Source organism: Streptomyces sp. HUAS MG56 (assembly GCF_058673395.1).
In genome coordinates, this window is record NZ_CM178722.1 from 2,546,964 (window position 1) to 2,565,311 (window position 18,348).

9 protein-coding genes are annotated in these 18,348 nt (G+C 75.3%); 2 read left to right on the forward strand and 7 right to left on the reverse strand.

Annotated features, from left to right (window positions below; all coding sequences use genetic code 11):
- Positions 1-76: 76 nt before the first annotated feature.
- The gene (locus tag AC4OXY_RS12230; RefSeq protein ID WP_356030045.1) at positions 77-610 is read left to right on the forward strand and encodes a gamma carbonic anhydrase family protein; all 534 of its coding nucleotides are present in this window, start codon (positions 77-79) and stop codon (positions 608-610) included.
- 91 nt (positions 611-701) lie between these two features.
- On the opposite strand, the gene AC4OXY_RS12235 is transcribed toward AC4OXY_RS12230, so the two are convergent.
- Positions 702-1,349 (reverse strand): DedA family protein, encoded by a 648-nt coding sequence (locus AC4OXY_RS12235; RefSeq protein WP_491993910.1) that lies wholly within the window; start codon positions 1,347-1,349, stop codon positions 702-704.
- 272 nt (positions 1,350-1,621) lie between these two features.
- On the opposite strand from AC4OXY_RS12235, the gene AC4OXY_RS12240 reads away from it, so the two are divergent.
- A complete protein-coding gene (locus tag AC4OXY_RS12240) occupies positions 1,622-2,695 on the forward strand; it encodes a lysylphosphatidylglycerol synthase transmembrane domain-containing protein (RefSeq protein WP_491993911.1) in 1,074 nt (357 codons plus the stop codon).
- 18 nt (positions 2,696-2,713) lie between these two features.
- Here AC4OXY_RS12240 and AC4OXY_RS12245 read toward each other — a convergent pair whose 3' ends face one another.
- Genes AC4OXY_RS12245 through AC4OXY_RS12270 form a run of 6 tightly spaced genes read right to left on the reverse strand, consistent with a single transcriptional unit; the run spans position 2,714 to position 18,318 of the window.
- On the reverse strand, positions 2,714-3,811 hold the full coding sequence (locus AC4OXY_RS12245; RefSeq protein WP_402065300.1) for a class I SAM-dependent methyltransferase: 1,098 nt from the start codon (positions 3,809-3,811) through the stop codon (positions 2,714-2,716).
- A complete protein-coding gene (locus AC4OXY_RS12250) occupies positions 3,808-5,016 on the reverse strand; it encodes a glycosyltransferase (RefSeq protein WP_491993912.1) in 1,209 nt (402 codons plus the stop codon). The genes AC4OXY_RS12245 and AC4OXY_RS12250 overlap by 4 nt, the downstream gene beginning before the upstream one ends.
- Positions 5,013-5,807 carry an alpha/beta fold hydrolase gene (locus tag AC4OXY_RS12255; protein WP_491994821.1) on the reverse strand — a complete coding sequence of 265 codons (795 nt, stop codon included), beginning with the start codon at positions 5,805-5,807 and terminating at the stop codon, positions 5,013-5,015. The genes AC4OXY_RS12250 and AC4OXY_RS12255 overlap by 4 nt, the downstream gene beginning before the upstream one ends.
- A gap of 9 nt (positions 5,808-5,816) precedes the next feature.
- Positions 5,817-6,155 (reverse strand): acyl carrier protein, encoded by a 339-nt coding sequence (locus AC4OXY_RS12260; protein WP_356030036.1) that lies wholly within the window; start codon positions 6,153-6,155, stop codon positions 5,817-5,819.
- Positions 6,156-6,161: 6 nt separating this feature from the next.
- On the reverse strand, positions 6,162-11,027 hold the full coding sequence (locus AC4OXY_RS12265; protein WP_491993913.1) for a beta-ketoacyl synthase N-terminal-like domain-containing protein: 4,866 nt from the start codon (positions 11,025-11,027) through the stop codon (positions 6,162-6,164).
- 1 nt (position 11,028) lies between these two features.
- Positions 11,029-18,318 (reverse strand): SDR family NAD(P)-dependent oxidoreductase, encoded by a 7,290-nt coding sequence (locus tag AC4OXY_RS12270; RefSeq protein WP_491993914.1) that lies wholly within the window; start codon positions 18,316-18,318, stop codon positions 11,029-11,031.
- Positions 18,319-18,348: the final 30 nt, after the last annotated feature.

Below are 18,348 nucleotides of genomic sequence, written 5' to 3' on the forward strand. Positions count from 1 at the left end.
AGAGGGCCGACCGCTGTGATCTTTGCCCCAGCCCGTGTCGTACGGTGCGGTGGACGACGACACGAGGAGAACCGTCATGACACAGCAGGCGCTGATCGTGGGCATCGGCGGCAGGGAGCCCCAGGTCGATCCCGAGGCGTTCGTGGCCCCCACCGCCTCCGTGATCGGGGACGTCACGCTGCATGCCGGGGCCAGTGTCTGGTACGGGGCGGTCGTGCGCGGTGACGTCGAGAAGATCACCGTGGGGGCGAGCGCGAACGTGCAGGACAACGTGACGCTGCACGCCGATCCCGGGTTTCCCGTCAGCGTGGGTGAGCGGGTCTCCATCGGGCACAACGCGGTGGTGCACGGGGCGACCGTCGAGGACGACTGCCTCGTCGGGATGGGGGCGACCGTGCTCAACGGCGCGGTGATCGGGGCGGGCTCGCTGGTCGCCGCGCAGGCTCTGGTCCCGCAGGGGATGGTGGTGCCGGCCGGCTCACTGGTGGCGGGGGTGCCTGCGAAGGTGCGGCGGCCGCTCTCCGAGGAGGAGCGGCAGGGCGTGACCCTCAACGGCACGATGTACGCGGAGCTGGCGAAGGCGCACAGGGACGTGCACAGCCAGGCATAGCCGGGCCGATCACGCCCGTCCGGCGGAGCCGCATGTCGATACCGCCCCGCGCGCCTGCGGGGCGTCTTCGCTCACCGGCCCACTCAGCGGTTCACTCGCCGGCGCCGACCGGCTCCGCCTCCCGGCCGTGCTCCTGCTGGGCCTTCTTCGCCTTGCGCTTGACCAGCAGCATCGAGGCCAGGCCGACGAGGACCGCCGCCGCGAGGCCCACGTAGGAGAACTTCTTCAGCCAGCCCTCGGCGACCACGCCCACGTAGTAGATGACGGCCGTCGTGCCGCCCGCCCAGCAGATGCCGCCGAGGACGTTGGCGATCAGGAACTTCCAGTACGGCATCTGCAGGACGCCCGCGAGGGGGCCGGCGAAGATGCGCAGCAGGGCGATGAAGCGGCCGACGAACACGGCCCACATGCCCCACTTCTCGAAGGACCGTTCGGCGGTGGCCACATGGCCCTCGCTGAAGTGTCTCGGGAACTTGCCGCCCAGCCAGGCCAGCAGCGGGCGGCCGCCCTTGCGGCCGATCGCGTAGCCGATGGAGTCGCCGACCACCGCGCCGGCGGTCGCGCACGCGCCGAGGACGACGGGGTCGATGCCGGAGTGCTGGGAGGACAGCAGCGCCGCCGAGACCAGGACGATCTCGCCCGGCAGCGGGATGCCGAGGCTCTCGACGCCGATCACCAGCGCGACCATGGCGTAGACGGCGACCGCGGGCACCGAGTCGAGCCATTCCTGCACGTGCACCGCGGGTTCCTCCCCTGTCGCCGACCTGTGGCTGCCGGACACCGCATGTAAAGAGCGTTCCAAGGGAAGGCTACCTGGTCGGCGGTGAGCGGCGGTTAAGCACGGGCCTGCCCGGCCGTTCCCGGCGGCTCCCCGGCGGCACCCTCCCGCCCTCGGCCCTTGGGCTCACGGACACCCCGGTGTCACACGGGCGGGGAAAACTCCCGCGGTATCGCCCGACCCGCCTCCCCCAGGTCCCCGTCCGGGACCCGCCGCGGAAGGACGACGTCCCCGTGCCCTCACCGTCCCCGTCCCCGCTCTCCCTCCCGCCCCCGCCCCCGCCCTCCGCTCCGCCCGTCCCGCCCGCCCCGCTCACCGGAGAACTCCCCGGTCACCTCCCGGAGGCGACTCCCGCGCCCCGGCCGTCGTCCTTCCTGGCGGGCCGCTCCGTACGGCTCGTCCTGTGCCTCGCGCCGCTGCTGCTGGCGGGCGGCTGGGCGGTGGCCAACCGGCCCGTGGTGTACGAGGGGGTCCGGCGGCTCGTCGCCGCCGATCCCTGGTGGCTGCTGGCCGGCGGCGGTTTCACCTGCCTGAACTGGGTGGCCGCCACGTGTGTCCGGCAGGGCGCGCTGCCCGACCGGGTCCCGGCGGGGCAGTTGCTGGCCTCGCAGTTCGCCGCCGGTGCCGCCAACCACGCGCTGCCCGCCGGGCTCGGTGCCCATGCCGTCACCGTGCGCTTCCTGCGGGCGCGCGGTGTGCCGCTGGACCGGGCGACCGCGTCGGTCGGGCTGTACTCGCTGGCGAAGTCCGCCGCCAAGACGGTCGTGCTGGTCGTCCTGCTCGCGGTGTCGCCGGCCTGGCGGCGCCTTGGCGAGCTGGTCCCGGACGGGCGGCTGCTGGTGCCGCTCGCCGCGGTCGCGGGCGGGGTCCTCGCGGTCGCCGGGGTGCTGCTGACCGTCGTACGGCCGTTGCGGCGGCCCGTGACCGGGCTGCTGCGCTCCGCCCTCGCCGATGCGCGGGAGGTGCACACGCGGCCCAGCCGGGTGGCCGCCCTGTGGGGCGGGGCGGTCGCGATGCCGCTGCTGCAGGGGGCCACCCTCGTCTGTGTCGGGGCCTCGCTCGGGCTGCACATGCCGTGGCAGCAGGTGGTGCTCGCCTACCTCGCGGCCGGTACGGCCGTCGGGGCGGTCCCGGCGCCCGGCGGGTTCGCGGTCGACGCGGCGCTGGCCTGGACGCTGATCGCCTTCGGCGCCGCACCGGCCGTGGCCACCGCGACCGTCATCGGCTACCGGGTGCTGACCGACTGGGTGCCGCTGGTGCCGGGCGCCCTGACGTTCTCGGCGTTGATCCGCGCCAGGATCCTGTGAGCGCGCGTCGCGTACCGGTCAGTCACGGCGGGCCACCAGACGGTAGGCGTTCGAGACGCCGAGGCGGTGGGAGAGGGGGCGTACCGCGAAGCGGTCGAGGAGCGTGGCGGTGACGAGCGCGGGCACGCCCGCGAGGAGAAGGGCGGTGCGCGCGGCGCGGCGCGGACCGCCGGGGGGCTCGGGCAGCCAGGGCGCGTCCTCGCGGGGCGCCGCGTGGTCGAGGGCCAGCCAGACGGCGGCGAGCAGGTCGACCGGATCGTGCGGTTCGGCGTGCTGCTCCGCGACCACCGTGAAGCCCAGCTCGGTCAGCCGCCGCCGGAGGTTGGCGACGGGCATGAAGTGCAGGTGCTGCGGCTGGAGCCAGGGCAGCCACCAGCGGCCGAGCAGCCGGGCGTAGCGGCTCTCGGGGTCCGGCACCTCGATGAGGAGGTGGCCGCCGGGGCGTACGGTCTCGTGGGCGGCGCGCAGCTCGCGGTCGGGGTCGGTGCTGTGCTCCAGGTAGTGGAACATGCTCACGACGTCGTAGCGGTCGGTGAGTTCGGGGGCGAGGGCCGGGAAGGCGCCGCGGTAGGCGTGGTCCACACGGCCCTCGCGGGCGGCGAGTTCGACGCCGTCGGTGAAGTCGAGGCCGTCGAAGGAGGTGCCGGGCAGGACGGTGCGGGCGGCGGCGCAGAAGTGGCCGTGGCCGGTGCCGACGTCCAGCCAGGTCTTCGGGGCCGGGTCGTACGGCAGCATGGCCTCGGCACGGCTGCGGTACATGGCGGTGCGGCCGCCGAAGGTGCCGCTCATGCGCTGCTCGCCGAGGCCGTCGTAGAAGTCCCGGTAGTAGAACTCCAGTCCCTCCTCGGTCAGTCGGGGGTTCTGGAAGACGTGGCCGCAGTCGGCGCAGCGGTCGAGGGTGAAACGGCCGGGCTTGTGCTGGAGCAGGTCGGTGGTGCGCAGGCGGGGGGCGAGCCGGGCCGAGCCGCACCAGGGGCAGTCGGCGCGCAGGGCCGTGAAGAAGCGGTCCGGGCCGGCGGCCAGGTCCCGCTGGTAGGCGGGGCGCAGGGCGGCGATGCGCGCCCGCTTCTCACCCTTGTCGCTCTTCTCGCTCTTCTCGCTCTTGTCGTCGGTCATCGGCTCTCCGCTTCGACGTCTGCGCGGGATGCGTGGTCTGCGAGGTGTTCGAGATGGGCCACGGCGGCCCGGGCGCCGCCCGCCGCGCGGAACGCGGTGCTGATGCGGGTCGCGGCGGCCCGGTGGGCCGGATCGGTGAGGACGGTGTCGAGGGCCGCGCCCAGCCGGTCCGCGCGGACCCGGCCGAAGCGGACCCGGACGCCGGCCCCCGCGTCCACGACCTGTCCGGCGATCACGGGCTGGTCGTCGCGGATGGGGGCGACGACGAGCGGGACGCCGTGCCACAGCGCCTCGCAGACGGTGTTGTGGCCCGCGTGGCAGACGACGGCGTCCATCCGTTCCAGCAAGGGGAGTTGGGGTACGGACGAGAGGGCCAGGACGTCCTTGTCGCCGGGCGGCACGGGCAGGACACCGCCGGGGTCGGCGATCACCGCCTGCACCCGGTCGGCGCGTTCGCGCAGCGCGGTCAGGCACTCGGCGAGGAACCGGTCGCCCGCGCCGGCGTTCGCCGTGCCGAGGGTCACCAGGACCTTCGACCGGTCCGGGGTGAGCCGCTCCCAGGGGAAGCCGGGCCCGGCCGGGCGCCCGCTGATCGAGGGGCCGACGTACCGGATGTGCGGGGCCAACGGCGCCTGGGGTCCGATGAGTTCGGGGGTGCTGAAGATCAGCAGGAGGTGGGGCGAGAAGCGCGGGTCGGCGGTGCCGGCCCCTTCGCCGATCCGGGTCCGCAGCTCGGCCAGGCTCCGGTGCAGCCACTCGGCGACCTTGGGCAGGCCGTCGTACGCGCCGCTGAACTCGGCCGACGTGGTGGCGGAGGTGGCCCACGGCAGCCCGCACCGCTCGGCGACCAGGGCGCCGGCGAAGGCCTGCTGGTCGGCCACGACGACATCGGGGCGGAACTGCCGGACCGCCGCCCGGACACCCGGGGCCATGGCGTCGGCGAGCGGGAGCAGATACCGCTCCCAGAGGAACTTCAGCGCCTCCGCGCCCCGCAGCTCCGGCGGTCGTACGGCCCCGTCGGCCCCCGGCACCGGCCCCGTGCACCCGTACACCTCGGCGTCCGGGCCCGCGAGCCGCCGCACCAGCGCGGGGTCGGCGCACGCCCAGGCGACCCGGTGCCCGCGTGCGGCCAGTCGGGCGGCGACGCCGACGGCCGGGTTGATGTGTCCGGTCAGCGGCGGTACGACGAAGAGGAAGGCGCTCACCGGACCCCCGCTCCCGCGTGGATCAGGTCCAGGATGTGCCCGCCGACCACCGCCGGCGCCTCGACCAGCACCGAGTGCTCGTGCCCGGGCAGCACGACCGCGCGAAAGTCGGTCAGCAGCGCCCGCTTCAGCGGCACGAGGTCGACGAGGTCCGACTCTCCGCCGTACACCCCGAGGACCGGGCAGTCTACGGCCCTGATCGCGTCCTCCGTGAGCACCCGGCTGGCCGGGATGTCCCGGCCGAGGGTGGTCTCGCGGGCGAGCCGGGCCGCGCCCTTGGCCAGGCGGGCGGTGTTGTGGCCCCGGTTGGCGGTGATCCAGGCGATGGCGTCGGGCTCGTCGTGCGCGAGGTGGGTGACGACCCGGTCCAGGATGGCGCCGAGTTTCGTCGCCCAGGCGGAGGTCGCCGGCTCGGACTCGATCAGTGTCAGGCTGAGCGCGCGCTCGGGGTGGCGGGCCGCGTAGCCGAAGGCGATGGTGCCGCCGTAGGAGTTGCCGACGAGGTGGACGGGGCCGGTGACGGCCAGCCGGCCGAGGAGGGCCTCCAGGTCGTCGATGTTGTGGTCGAGGGTGTAGCCCGCGGGCGGGCGCTCGCTGCGGCCGTGTCCGCGCAGGTCGTACATGACCACGTCGAGCCCGGCCGCCGCGAAGCCGGGGGCGACGGTGAAGTAGTAGCTGGCCAGGCTGTCCGTGAGCAGCCCGTGCACCAGGACCACCGTGGCGCGCGGGGACCGGTCGTCCGCCGGCCCCATGCGCTGGACGTGCAGCCGGATCCCGCCGGCGTCGACCATCGCCACGGCTCAGCCCGCCTGCGTGGTCTTCAGGCTCCACACCACGTACTCCACCAGCCGGCCCACGGTCAGCTCGATGATCTCGTCGAACTCCATGCCGGCCAGGAACTCGGCCAGGTTGACCCGCTGTCCGTACCGCTCCTCCAGCAGGCCGGCCAGGGTGACCAGGTCGATGCTCTCCAGTTCCAGATCGCGGTTGAAGGTGGTGGACATCCCGATCTCGGCGTCGTCGTCGCCGTACTCCGCGAGCACCGTGCGGAGCATGTCGCGGACGTCGGCGAGGACGGCGTCGGCCGTGGGCGCGATGTCGGTCGTGGGCTGCGCCGGGGCCGGCTGGGTGGGGTTCATCGGGGGTCACTCCTCGGCTGCGTCGTCATCGTGGGGTGGTGCGTCGTCGGTGCCGGGGCCGGTGGTCCAGGCCACCACGTAGGACCGTGCGGGCAGCGCCGGTGGATTGCCCACCGGCGCGCAGTGCACGGTGTAGGCGCGCTCCAGGCGGCCGGAGACGACCAGTCGGCTGCCGTCCGGGGCGGCCTCCAGCACCGCGAAGTCCCGTGGCCGGCCGCCGAATCCGACGCCCTCGGCCTTGGCGACCGCCTCCTTGGCGGCCCAGAAGCGGGTGAACCACAGGTCCTGGGGGTCGGGGCCGTCCGCCGACAGGCCTTCCAGCAGCCGCAGTTCGGCCGGGGCGAGGGCGGTGGCCAGGGTCGCGGGGTCGCGTGCGGTGACCTCTTCGATGTCGATGCCGGGGCCGGGCCCCGGGCTGTGCGGCCGTACGATAGCCACGCCCGCCTCGCCCCGGTGCGCGAGTGAGACGTCCAGCGGGGGCAGGGTGCGGCCGTGCACCCCGGTGACGTACGGCCGCCCCAACTCGTCATTGCGAACGAGGAGTTCGGCCGGGAAGACGGGCCCCTCGCCGTGCTGCCAGAGCCACTGCCGTACGGCGTCCTTGACCGCGATCCGGCCGAGCAGCCACTGGCGGCGGCCGCGAGGCGGGCGGGCGGCGTACGCGGCACGTTCGGCCGTGCCCAGCGAGTTGCGCATGATCAGCTCGCGGGAGGCGAGGTCGGGCCAGCGCTCGTGCACCAGCACCCAGCCGCCGGGGCGGGCCGTGGACAGGGTGTGGCGCTCGGGGAAGCGTTCGACGGGCCGGGTCGTGGGGTCGTTGTCGAAGCGGCGGTCCTGCCAGCCGGTGACCACGGCCCACACCCGGCCGTCGGCCGTCAGCTCGGCGTCCGCCTCCAGGAGGGTGTCCGTCAGGGTCGTGATCCGCAGGCGGCAGCCGACCTCGGTGCCGGGGGCCGGATGCGGACCGTGGAACCTCAGCTCCCCTATCTGCACCGGGAAGACGACCGTCCGCTCGGTGCGAGTGGCCATGATCCAGTAGCCGAGTAGCTGGCCCACGTTGTCCAGCAGGGCGCCGGGCGCGGCGGGTGTGGTGATCACTCCGCGGATGTGCCGTTCGCCGATCGCGCTGAGGTCGGTGAGTCCCTGGAAGCCGGGGCCGTGGAACATCCAGCGCTCCCGGTACAGCTGGGCGGCGGTGTGCTCGGGGCGGCGCTCGACGGCCTCCGGGAACGGGCCCGGCGGGGGCGGTGCGGGATGGTGCGGGGCGAGTTCGACGACGGCGCGGGCCGTGGGGCCGAAGGCGACGGTGACCCGGTCCGGGCGGTCGGCCGACGGGGTGACGGTGACCTGGACGTCGACCGGGGGTGTCGCGGTGAGCCAGCGGTCGAAGCGGGCCCCGTGCACGGCGACCGCCCGCAGTCCGGGGGCGGCGGCCTCCGCCGCGTCCATCATGTGCCGCACGATCGTGGTGGCGGGCACTACCGGCCAACGGTCCTCCGCGTCCGGCCAGTCGGGGCGCTGCGGGAAGAAGCAGTGGTCCAGGAGGTGGGGCATGGTCCGGTGCGAGACGTGAACCGTCGTGGTCGTCGCGGCCGGCCGGGCGAGGGTGGGTACGGCGGCGGCGGTCGGGCGGCGGCGGCCCGCGGCGATCAGCTCGGCCGCCGTGTCGGCGGTGTCCCGGAGCAGGGCGGTCAGTTCGGCGGCGGCCGGGATGCGGGTGGCCAGGCCGTCCAGCTCGTCGAGGCCGGAGCGGGCCGGGCCCGGGTGGGCGGCGGGGCGCAGTACGGCGCGCACCGCGTCGAGTTCCGGTCCGGCCAGCGAGACGAGGGCGCCGGAGAGGTCCAGGCGGACGGGTGGGCGGCGCCGCGAGGTCACCGCTTGCGTGTCACGGGGTGGCAGCGCGGGCGCCACGGACGCGCCGGCCGCCCACAACGCCGTTGCCACCCGGCGGAGTTGGGCCATACCGCTGTGCTGGGCGGCGTTGGCGGCGACGGCCAGGTGGTCGCGGTCGCCGAGCGTGTCGTCGATGAGGGAGGTGAGCCGGCCGGGTCCGGTCTGGACGAAGACGCGGTGCCCGGCGGCGTACAGGGCCTCGGTCAGCTCGCGGAAGCGGACGGGTTCCAGCAGATGCCGGACGAACAGCGCGCGCACCTCCGCCGGGGCCTGCGGGAAGGGTGCCGCGGTCGTACCGGACCACACCGGCACGGTCGGCGGATGGAGCCGGAAGCGGCCGGCGGCCTCCTTGATGGGGGCGAGGTACGGTTCGAGCATCGGGGTGTGGAAGCCGGAGCGGAACGGCAGCACCTGGCAGATCACGCCCTGGGCGCGCAGGGACTTCACGAACGCGTCGACGGCCGCGCCGGGTCCGCAGACCATGGACTGGCGGGGCGCGTTGTCGTGGGAGAGCACGATCCCGGAGTCCGGCCAGTGGTCGGCGAGCGCGGCGCGGACCTGCCCGGCGGAGGTGCCGAGGGCGGCGAAGGCGAGGCCGGGGACGGTGACCGAGTCGGGGTCGAACCCGGCCATGAACGCGTCGACCTCGGCGGCCGAGTAGAGCCCGGCCGCCGCCATGGCCGTCCACTCGCCGACGCTGTGTCCGGCGACCGCGTCCGGTACGACGCCGATGTGGCGCAGCGCCCGGTCCAGCAGGCGGCCCACGCCGACGACACCGAAGCCGTGCCGTCCGACGTCGCCGACCTCGACGTCCGTGGCGGGCAGCGGGGGCAGGCCGAAGTGGGCCGCGATGTCGTCGGTGCGCGGCGTGAAGTCCCCTTCCAGACCGGGGAAGACGAAGGCGAGCCCGCCCCCGCCTGCGCCCGCGCCGAGCAGCGGGCCCGGCCGGAACCACACGTCCCCGCGCCCCTGCCAGGCACGCCCCTTGGCCACCGCCCGACGGGCCAGCCCGAGCCGCTTGGCGTTCGGCCCCACGATCCCGAGCCGCACGGGTCCTGCACCGGTGTGCGAGCGCGTGGGGTCGAGCCCTGCGGCGAGCACGACGGAGTCGTCGGCATCGAGCAGCGCACCGAGCTCCGCCACGGTGCCGGCGGCCAGGAGCAACACGGGCTCGGGCTCGGCGACGAGGTCGGCGGCCGGGGTGGGGTCGGGCGCGGGGACACGGGCGCCGTCCGGGGTGGAGGCAGGCGCAGGCACACGGGCGCCGTCAGGGCCGGAGGCAGGCGCGGGGACGCGGGCGGTGGTGGCAGGAGTGGCGGAGCCGATGATGTGGGTGGCGGCTTCGGATGGGGTAAGTCCCGGCGTTCGCACGGCTGTTGTGGCCGGAGTCGGGGCGGCGGGCTGGGCGGCAGCCGGGACTCGGGCAGGTTCGGTGGCGCGGGCGGCGGCGGTTTCGCGGGCGTGGCCGGGGGCCTCTGCGGTGGTTGCCGCGGGGATCCGGTCTGTGGTTCGGGGTGGGGTGGGGTGCGGGAATGGGGGTGAGGGGGTGCCGGGGGGCTCCTCCAGGACCACGTGGGCGTTGATGCCGCCGAACCCGAAGGCGTTGACAGCGGCCCGGCGCACCGCTCCGCGGGCGTCGGTCTCCCAGGGCTGGGAGACCTCCAGGGTGCGGAATCGGGTGGCGGCGAGGGCGGGATGCGGGTCGTCGCAGTGGAGGGTGGGCAGCAGCGTGCGGTGGTGCAGCGCGAGGGCCGCCTTGACCAGGCCCGCCACTCCGGCGGCGGGCATGGTGTGACCGATCATCGACTTCACCGAGCCGAGGACCGGGCGCAGGCCGTCGGGGCCGGGCACCGGTGCCCCGAACACCTCGGCCAGGGTGGTGAGTTCGGCCGCGTCCCCGGCGGGGGTGGCGGTGCCGTGCGCCTCCAGCAGGCCGAGGGAGTCCGGTGCGGCGGGGTCGAGTCCGGCGGCCTGCCAGGCCTGCCGTACGGCGCGGGCCTGTCCGCCCGGGTCGGGGTTGACCAGGCCCGCCGTACGGCCGTCGCTGGCCACGCCCGTGCCCCGGATCACCGCGTACACACGGTCGCCCGCGCGCTCGGCGTCCGCGAGCCGTTTCAGTACGACGACGCCGGTCCCCTCCCCGATGAGGATGCCGTCCGCGTGGCGGTGGAAGGGGCGGATGCGCTCGGTCGGGGACAGGGCGCGCAGTTGGGAGAAGACGCTCCAGAGGGTGATGTCGTGGCAGTGGTGCACTCCCCCGGCCAGCATCATGTCGCAGCGCCCGGTGGCCAGTTCGGTGACCGCCTGGTCCACGGCGACCAGCGAGGAGGCGCAGGCGGCGTCCACCGTGTAGGCGGGGCCGCGCAGGTCGAGCCGGTTGGCGATGCGGGAGGCGGCGAGGTTGGGGACGAGGCCGATCGCCGACTCGGGGCTGTCGGGACCGAGCCGTTCGGTGAACGCCGCGCGGATCCGGTCGAGTTGGGCGGAATCGAGGTCCGGCAGCAACTCGCCCAGGGTACGCATGAGTTGACCGGCCGTCCGGACCCGCTGGTCGAGCCGGACCAGGCCCGGGGTGAGGTAGCCGCCGCGGCCCAGCGCCACCCCGATCCGGTGCCGTTCGGGGAGCCGGTCCGTGCCGCCCGCGTCGGCGAGCGCGGCGGCGGCCACGTCGAGGGCGATCAGCTGGTCGGGCTCGGTGCCGGACACCGAGGCGGGCATGATGCCGTAGCGCGTGACCTCGACCTCGGCCAGGCCGTCCACGAATCCACCGCGCCGGCAGTACACCTGGTCGGCGACGGCGGGCCCGGCGGCCGTTCCGGGCCGGTAGTAGTCGGCGTCCCAGCGCTCCGCGGGGACCTCGCCGATCGCGTCGACGCCGTCGCGCAGATTGCGCCAGTACGCGTCCAGTCCGGGGGCGCCGGGCAGGAGCACCGCCATTCCGACGATGGCGACGGGTGCATGACGTTGACGTTCCGTCATGTCACCAGCCCGACGCGGTGTGGACGACGGCGCGGGCCGCCGGGTCGCCCCAGGCGAGTTCCCGGAGCAGGGCCGCGGTGCCCTCGTCCGGGTCGATCAGTTCGACCCCGCGCCGGGCGTACTCCCGGCCGAGTTCCGCCCCGACCATCCCGGTGTGCGTGCCGGACGGCGCCCAGGGTCCCCAGTGGACGGTCAGCGCGCGGTTGCCGGTGCGGTCGGCCCAGTCCGCGCCGAGCGCCTCCAGCGCGTCGTTGGCGGCGGCGTAGTCGGCCTGGCCGCGGTTGCCGAGCACGGCGGCGATGCTGCCGAACAGCACCGTGAACGCCGGTGCGGCGGGCAGGTCGTCCAGAGCGGCGAACAGCGCGGCGGCCCCGGCCGTCTTCGTGCCGTAGACCCGCTGGAAGGACTCGGGGGTCTTGTCGGCGATCAGCCGGTCCTCGATGATCCCGGCGGCGAAGACGACGCCGTCGAGTCTGCCGTGTTCGGCGTGGATCTCCTTGACCGCCTGGAGGACGGCGTCCCGCTCCCGGAAGTCGACCGCGCGGTAACGTGCCTCGCTGCCGAGTGCGCCGAGTTCGGCGAGGGTGGTGGCGATCTCCCGCTGGGCGAGGAGCAGTTCGGCGGTCCTGTTGATCTCGGCGGGCTTCGGCGCCCCGGGTCCGGCGGCGAGCGCCGCGCGCAACTCGACGGGGGTGCGGGCGGCGGCGGTGCGCGGGTCCTCGGGTGCGGTGGGCGCGGGCGTGCGGCCCAGCAGTTCGACGCGGCAGCGGCAGGCACGGGCGAGTGCGGCCGCGAACCGGGCGGTGATGCCCCGGGCGCCCCCGGCCAGCAGGACGACGGAGTCCCGGTCGAGCCCGAGCGCGGCCGCCTCGGCGGCGCCGTCGGCGGCGGGCCCGGCCCCGGTCGTGCCGAGCAGTCCGAGGGGCGCGGGCACCAGTTCCAGACCCTGGCGGGCGCCGGCCGCCGTACGCAGGACGACGGGGGCGGCGGTCTTGGGGGCGCGCAGTTCGGCGAGCACGGCGTCGGCGACGGCCGCCGGTGCGGTGTCCGGTACGGCCACGACCCTGGTGAGCAGCTCGGGGTGTTCGCGGCCGATGGTGCGGAACAGCCCGTCCAGCCCGGCCGCCCGCACCGCCGCCCGCTCGGCGGACCGCACGGCGAGCAGCCCGCGCGGGCCGCACGCCAGCGCCGCCCGGAGCACCGGGAAGGCGTCCGGCAGCGCCGGGAGCTCGGGGCCGGGCAGCGCGCCCAGGTACACGACACCGTCGACGGGACCGTCGGCGGCGGCGAGGAGGTGACCGCCGTCGAGGGTCACCGGCTCGGCTCCGGCCCCGGCGAGCCGTGCCGCGACCTCGGCCGCCACGGCTTCGCCGCCGCCGAGCAGGACGAACCGCCGGCCGGCCGGGTCGAGGCCAGCCGGGCCGGACTCCGGGAGGGGCACGGGCCGCAGCTCACAGCGCCGGGGTGGTACACCGGGGGACAGAGGGGTTTCCGGGACCGGTGGCACGGCCGCGGCCGACGTGTGCTCCGCGCGCGGGGTGTCCGGGGTCGGCGCACCGGGGTACGACGTGTCCGGCCGGTTCCCGACCGGCTCGCCCCCGGCCCCGCCATCGTCCCCGGGGCCCGCTCCGACCCGCGCCGTCAGCCACCCCGTCACCGCCGCTGCCGTACGCGCCTTCGCGAGTTCCTCCAGCTCGGCGTCGTCCAGGACGGCGGCGCCGCCCGCGATGCCCAGGCGCTTGGCGAGTTCGCCCGCTATCTCGGCCCGCTTGATGGAGTCGATGCTCAGGTCCGCCTCCAGATCAAGGTCGGGTTCGATCATGTCGACCGGATAGCCGGTACGTTCGCTGATGATCTCCAGGACGATCCGCTCCACGTCGTCCGTCGGCACACCATCGGCCGCCTCCGGTATCAACTGCCCCTCGGCCGGGGAGAGTTCGCGGCTCTCGTGCCGGACCGGCGCATCGGACAGGGCCGACTGTGCGGACGGCGCGGGCAGGGCGGGCGCCGGTGGGGTGGCGCCCGGCGTGGCTCCGAAGTAGGTGAGCAGCACGTCGCGCTGGGCGGCGATCATCTCCCGGCTGGTGCGCAGGAACTCCGAGATCAACGCGTCCCGGTCGGCCGGGGTGCCATGCGGCTGGTCGGTGGTCACGGTCGTCTCCACGACTCGTCGGGCCGGTGCGAGGGCACCGGGCAGGAGGGCTCCGTCGGCGGTGCGGACGAGGTGACCGTCGACCGTCCAGCCGGGCCGTTTCGGCGCCGGGGCGCGCAGCGCGTCGACGGCGTCGCGGCCCCGCAGCAGCCAGGCCGTGCGCACCGGCCGGCCGGCGACCGCGAGCCGGGCGAGTGCGTCGAGCCAGCCGCGCAGGCCGCTGTCGGCCGTCGGTTCGCAGGCGACCGTGCGGTGCGGCCGGTCGCCGAGGATCCGGCCGACCAGCCGGGTGAGCACGGTGCCGGGCCCCGCCTCGACGAAGAGCCGCGCGCCCGCCTCGTACATCGCCTCGATCTGGGCGGCGAAGTCGACCGGGGAGCCGATCTGGGCGGCGAGCTCGGCGCGCACCGCGTCGGGGTCGGCGGGGTAGGGCGCGGCGGTGCGGTTGGCGAAGACGGGGAACTCGGGCGCCCGTACCGGCTTTTCCGCGAGCGCCTTCGCGAAGCGCTCGCCCGCCGTGGCCACGAGCGGGCTGTGGAAGGCGCAGGCCACGGGGATGCGCCGGGCCCCGAGCCCAGCCGCTCGCAGCAGTCGTACGGCGGTCTCGACATCCGGCGTCGGTCCCGAAATCACCGTCTGTTCCGGCGAGTTGACGTTGGCCACGACGACCGACGCAGGCGCCCCCGAGGTGCGCAGGGCGACACCGACGGTCTCGGCCCCGGCGCCGACGGCGGCCATGGTGCCGGGGTCGTCACCGGCCGCCGCCAGGATCGCGGCCGCGCGTTCGCCGCTCAGTTCCAGCAGGGTCTCCGGGTCGAGGGCGCCGGCCGCGGCGAGGGCGGCCAGCTCGCCGTAGCTGTGGCCGGCGGCCTGGTCGGGGTGGACGTTCGCACAGGTGAGGAAGGCGTGAGCGGCGAGAGCTGCGATGCCGAGGGCGGGCTGCGCGGCCCGGGTGTCGGTGAGGGCGGCCCGGTGCCGCTCCCGGGCGGTGTCGTCGAAGGCGGCCGGCGGGTGGACGGTGTCGGCGTGGGCGCGGCCGAGGTGCAGGAAGTGACGCAACTCGGGGAGGGTGACGAGGAGTTCGGCCAGCATGCCGGTGCGCTGGCTGCCCTGCCCGGGGAAGAGGAACGCGACCTGGCCGTCGAGCGGGTCCGGGCCCTCGTGCGGGTCGGTGCCCTGCGCCGGAGGCGCCACGTGGATCCCGGCGGCCGGATCCTGCTCACCTGCGAGGACCCGCCGCAGTTGCCCGGTCAGGTCGTCCACGTCCCGGGCCACGACCGCGGCCCGTACCGGTTCGTGCGTGGTGTCGGCGCGGCGGGCGGCGGCGAGGGCGAGGTCCCGCAGCCGCCAGGGGCTGCCGTCGGCCTCGGCGGCGCGGAGGATCTCCGCCGCCGTGCGGTGGGCCGCCGCCGTGTCCCGGCCCCGGAACAGGAACAGCTCGCACGGCCAGGCGTCCAGGCTCTGCGCAGGCGCCGCGGCTTCGGTGTGCGCGGCCAGCACCGCGTGGAAGTTGGTGCCGCCGAACCCGAACGCGCTGACCCCGGCGACGCGTCGCGCGGGCGGCTCCGTCCAGGGGCGGGCCCGGGTGTGGAAGACGAAGGGGCTGTCGTCCTGCGTCCAGGCCGGGTTGGGGCGCTCCAGGTGCAGGGTGGGCGGGGTGATGCCGGTGTGGAGGGCGAGGGCGGCCTTGATCAGCCCGGCGAGTCCGGCGGCGCACTTGGTGTGCCCGATCTGGGACTTGACCGAGCCGAGCGCGCAACTGCCCGTGCCCGCACCCGCTTCGGTGAACACTTCGCTCAGTACGGTGAGTTCGGTGCGGTCGCCCACGACGGTCCCCGTGCCATGGGCCTCGACCAGGCCGACCTCCGCCGGTGAGACGCCCGCGTTGCGGTAGGCCCGCTCCAGCGCGGCCCGCTGGCCTTCGGGCCGGGGTGCGGTCAGGCCGAGGGAGCGGCCGTCGCTGGCGGAGCCGAGGCCCTTGACCACGCCGTAGATCCGGTCGCCGGCGCGTTCGGCGTCCGCGAGCCGCTTGAGGACCAGGCAGGCCGCGCCCTCGCCGAGGGCGATGCCGTCGGCGGAGGCGTCGAAGGCCCGGGAGCGGCCGGTCGGGGAGAGCGCGTGGACGGAGGAGAACAGGACGTAGTCGTTGATGCCGTTGTGCAGGTCCGCGCCGCCGCACAGCACCAGGTCGCTGGTGCCGGAGACGAGTTCCTTGCAGGCCACGTCGAGGGCGGCGAGCGAGGAGGCGCAGGCGGCGTCGACGGTGAAGTTGGCGCCGCCGAGGTCGAGGCGGTTGGCGATCCGGCCGGAGATGACGTTGGCCAGCATGCCGGGGAAGGAGTCCTCGGTCAGCCGGGGCAACTGCTCCTCGATGCCGTCGGGGACGCGGCCGTAGTACGCGGGCAGGACGGCACGCAGGGTGACGGCGTTGGACAGGTCGCTGCCCGCCTCGGCGCCGAAGACGACCGAGGTCCGCGCGCGGTCGAACGCCCGCCCCCGCTCGCCGTACCCGGCGTCCTCCAGCGCCCGGCGGGCCGCCTCCAGGGACAGCAGCTGGACGGGTTCGATGCTGCCGAGGGAGGCGGGCGGGATGCCGTAGCTCAGCGGGTCGAAGGGGATGCGGGGCAGGAAGCCGCCCCACTTCGACGCCGTGCTGCCGGCCGCGTGGTGCACGGCGGGGTCCCAGCGGTCGGGCGGGACCTCGGTCACGGCGTCGTGTCCGGCGACGACGTTGGCCCAGAAGGCGGCGAGGTCGGGGGCCTGCGGGAACATGCAGGCCATGCCGACGATCGCGATGTCGAGCGGGGCGGGCGGGGCCGGCTCCTGCGCGGCCCGCGGATCCGGGTGTCCGGCGCGCCGGGTCAGGAAGTCGGCGGCGCCGTCGGTCACCGACCGGTGCAGCTCGGCGACGGTGGTGGTCGCCGAGCGCAGGACGGCGACCTCGCCCGCCATGAACATCCCGTCGGTCAGCTGCCGTTGCTCGTCGACGGCCGCCAACTGCCCGTCGGCGCCCCGCTCGACACCCTTGCTGGCGATGCGCAGCCGGCCGACGTTGAGACGTTCCAGTCCCTCCCAGACCTCACGGTCGGTCAGCCCCTGTGCCCGCAGGACGGCCTCCCGGTCCGGGTAGTCGCCGGTGAAGGGGCTCGGCACGCAGCGGGTCGCGTGGCCGGGCGCGGTCCTGAGCAGGGCGGTCGTGGTGGCGGAGAGCACCTGCCGCTGGAAGAGGGGCCGGATCGCGCCGTGTGCCACCGCCTCCTGCGTGAACAGGTAGGCGGTTCCCATGAGGAGGCCGACGGCGGCGCCCCGGGCGGTGAGCGGCGCGGCCAGGGCGGCGACCATCGCGGCCGACCGCTCGTCGTGGATCCCGCCCGCGAAGAAGACCTCCACCTGCCGGGCGGCCTCCTCACCTGCACTCGCCAAGTACTCCTCAAGTACCGCGAGTTGGGCCTCCCACAGCGGGAACGACGCCCGGGGCCCCACATGCCCGCCGCACTCGGCCCCCTCGAACACGAACCTGCGGGCCCCTGCCTCCAGGAACTGCCGCAGCAGCCCCGGCGAGGGCACATGCAGGAAGGTCCGGATCCCGGCCCGCTCCAGCGCCTCGGCCTGGGCGGGGCGGCCGCCCGCGATGACCGCGTGCGTGGGCCGCAGCTCCCGTACGGCGTCCAGCTGGGCGTTCCTGATCTCCTCCGGCGCGAATCCGAGAACACCCACACCCCAGGGCCGGCCGTCCAGCACGGCCCGCGCCTCGGTCAGCATCGCCCGGGTCCGCGCACCGTCCGCGAGGGCCAACGCCAGGAACGGCAGCGCACCGCCCTCGGCAACGGCGGCAGCGAAACCGGCCTGGTCACTGACCCGTGTCATGGGCCCCTGAGCCAACGGCAACCGCGTCCCGAGCGCCCGACTCATGGCAGACCCGGGCCGCAGGGCGACGGCCGGTGCGGCGTCGGCTGGGGCGGGGGGTTGGGTGTGGGGCGGGGTGGGGCGTGGTGTGCCGGGCGGGGTGGGGGTTCGCGTAGTGGCTGCGACGTGGGGTGCCGTAACGGCCGGGGCGGGGGTTCGCGAAGCGGCCGAAGCGAGGGGTTCCGTGACGCCCGGAGGGTGAGGTGCCGTAGCGGCCGAGGCGGAGGTTCCTGGAGCGGCCGGAGCGGGGGATCCCGTGGCGGCCGGAGGGTGGGGTGCCGTAGCGGCCGAGGCGGGGGATCCCGTATCGAGTGAGGCGGGGGTTTTCGCATCGGCCGGAGTGTCGGACCCCTTGTCGACCGGGGCATCGGGTGCCGTACGCGTCACGTCGTGGATCGCCGCCGACAGTTCCCGTACCACCCGCCGTACGTCACCCCACTGATCGGCGAACCGGGCGGCGAGGAAGCCGTCCTGGCCCACCGGCAGCAGCTGGCCGCGCGTATCGTCCACGCCCAGCAGGGCCGCGATCTCCTCCGGGTCGTCGGCCGGTGGCCGCGGGGCGGCGGGGCCGCGGCGCCGCAGTACCCGGTGACCGCCCAGCAGCACGGTCTCCGAGCCGTCCAGGTTCCGCAGCACAGCCCGGACCGTCTCGGGCAGGCCCGACTCGGGCAGCAGGGCCAGTTGGCTGTCGAGGACGACTCCGGCCGCCCCGCCGGCCACGGCGGCCGCCGCCGTTCGCGGTCCGACACCGCCGCAGGCCCAGACCGGGACTCCCGCCAACTCACTGTCGGACAAGAGCTGTTGCAGCAGGACGAAGGTGCTCAGGTCACCGACCCGGCCGCCGCTCTCGCCGCCCCGGGCGATCAGCCCCCGGGCACCGGCACGGACGGCGGTGCGAGCCTGCCCGAGGTCGGTGACCTCGGCCAACACCCGGTACGACGGCGGGAGTTCAGCCATCTTCCACGGCGCGTCCGGGGTGAGGACGAACACGTCCGGGGCATCCCCGACGTCGGCCGGAGCCAGCGCGCAGCGCCCGCTCACGCGTACTCCGAAGGCCCCCGGAGACGCCCGCTTCAGCCGGGACAGTTCCTCTCGTGATCTTCGATCGCCGGAGCCGAGGTCGAGGATGCCGAGCCCGCCGGCGGCGCTGGCGGCTGCGGCGAGCCCGGCGTCGGGCTCGCCGAACGGGGTGAGGCAAAGGATCAGGTCGTGGGCGCGCACAGGGGAGGTCATGTTGCTCCGGCACGGTCGGCGAGACAGCAC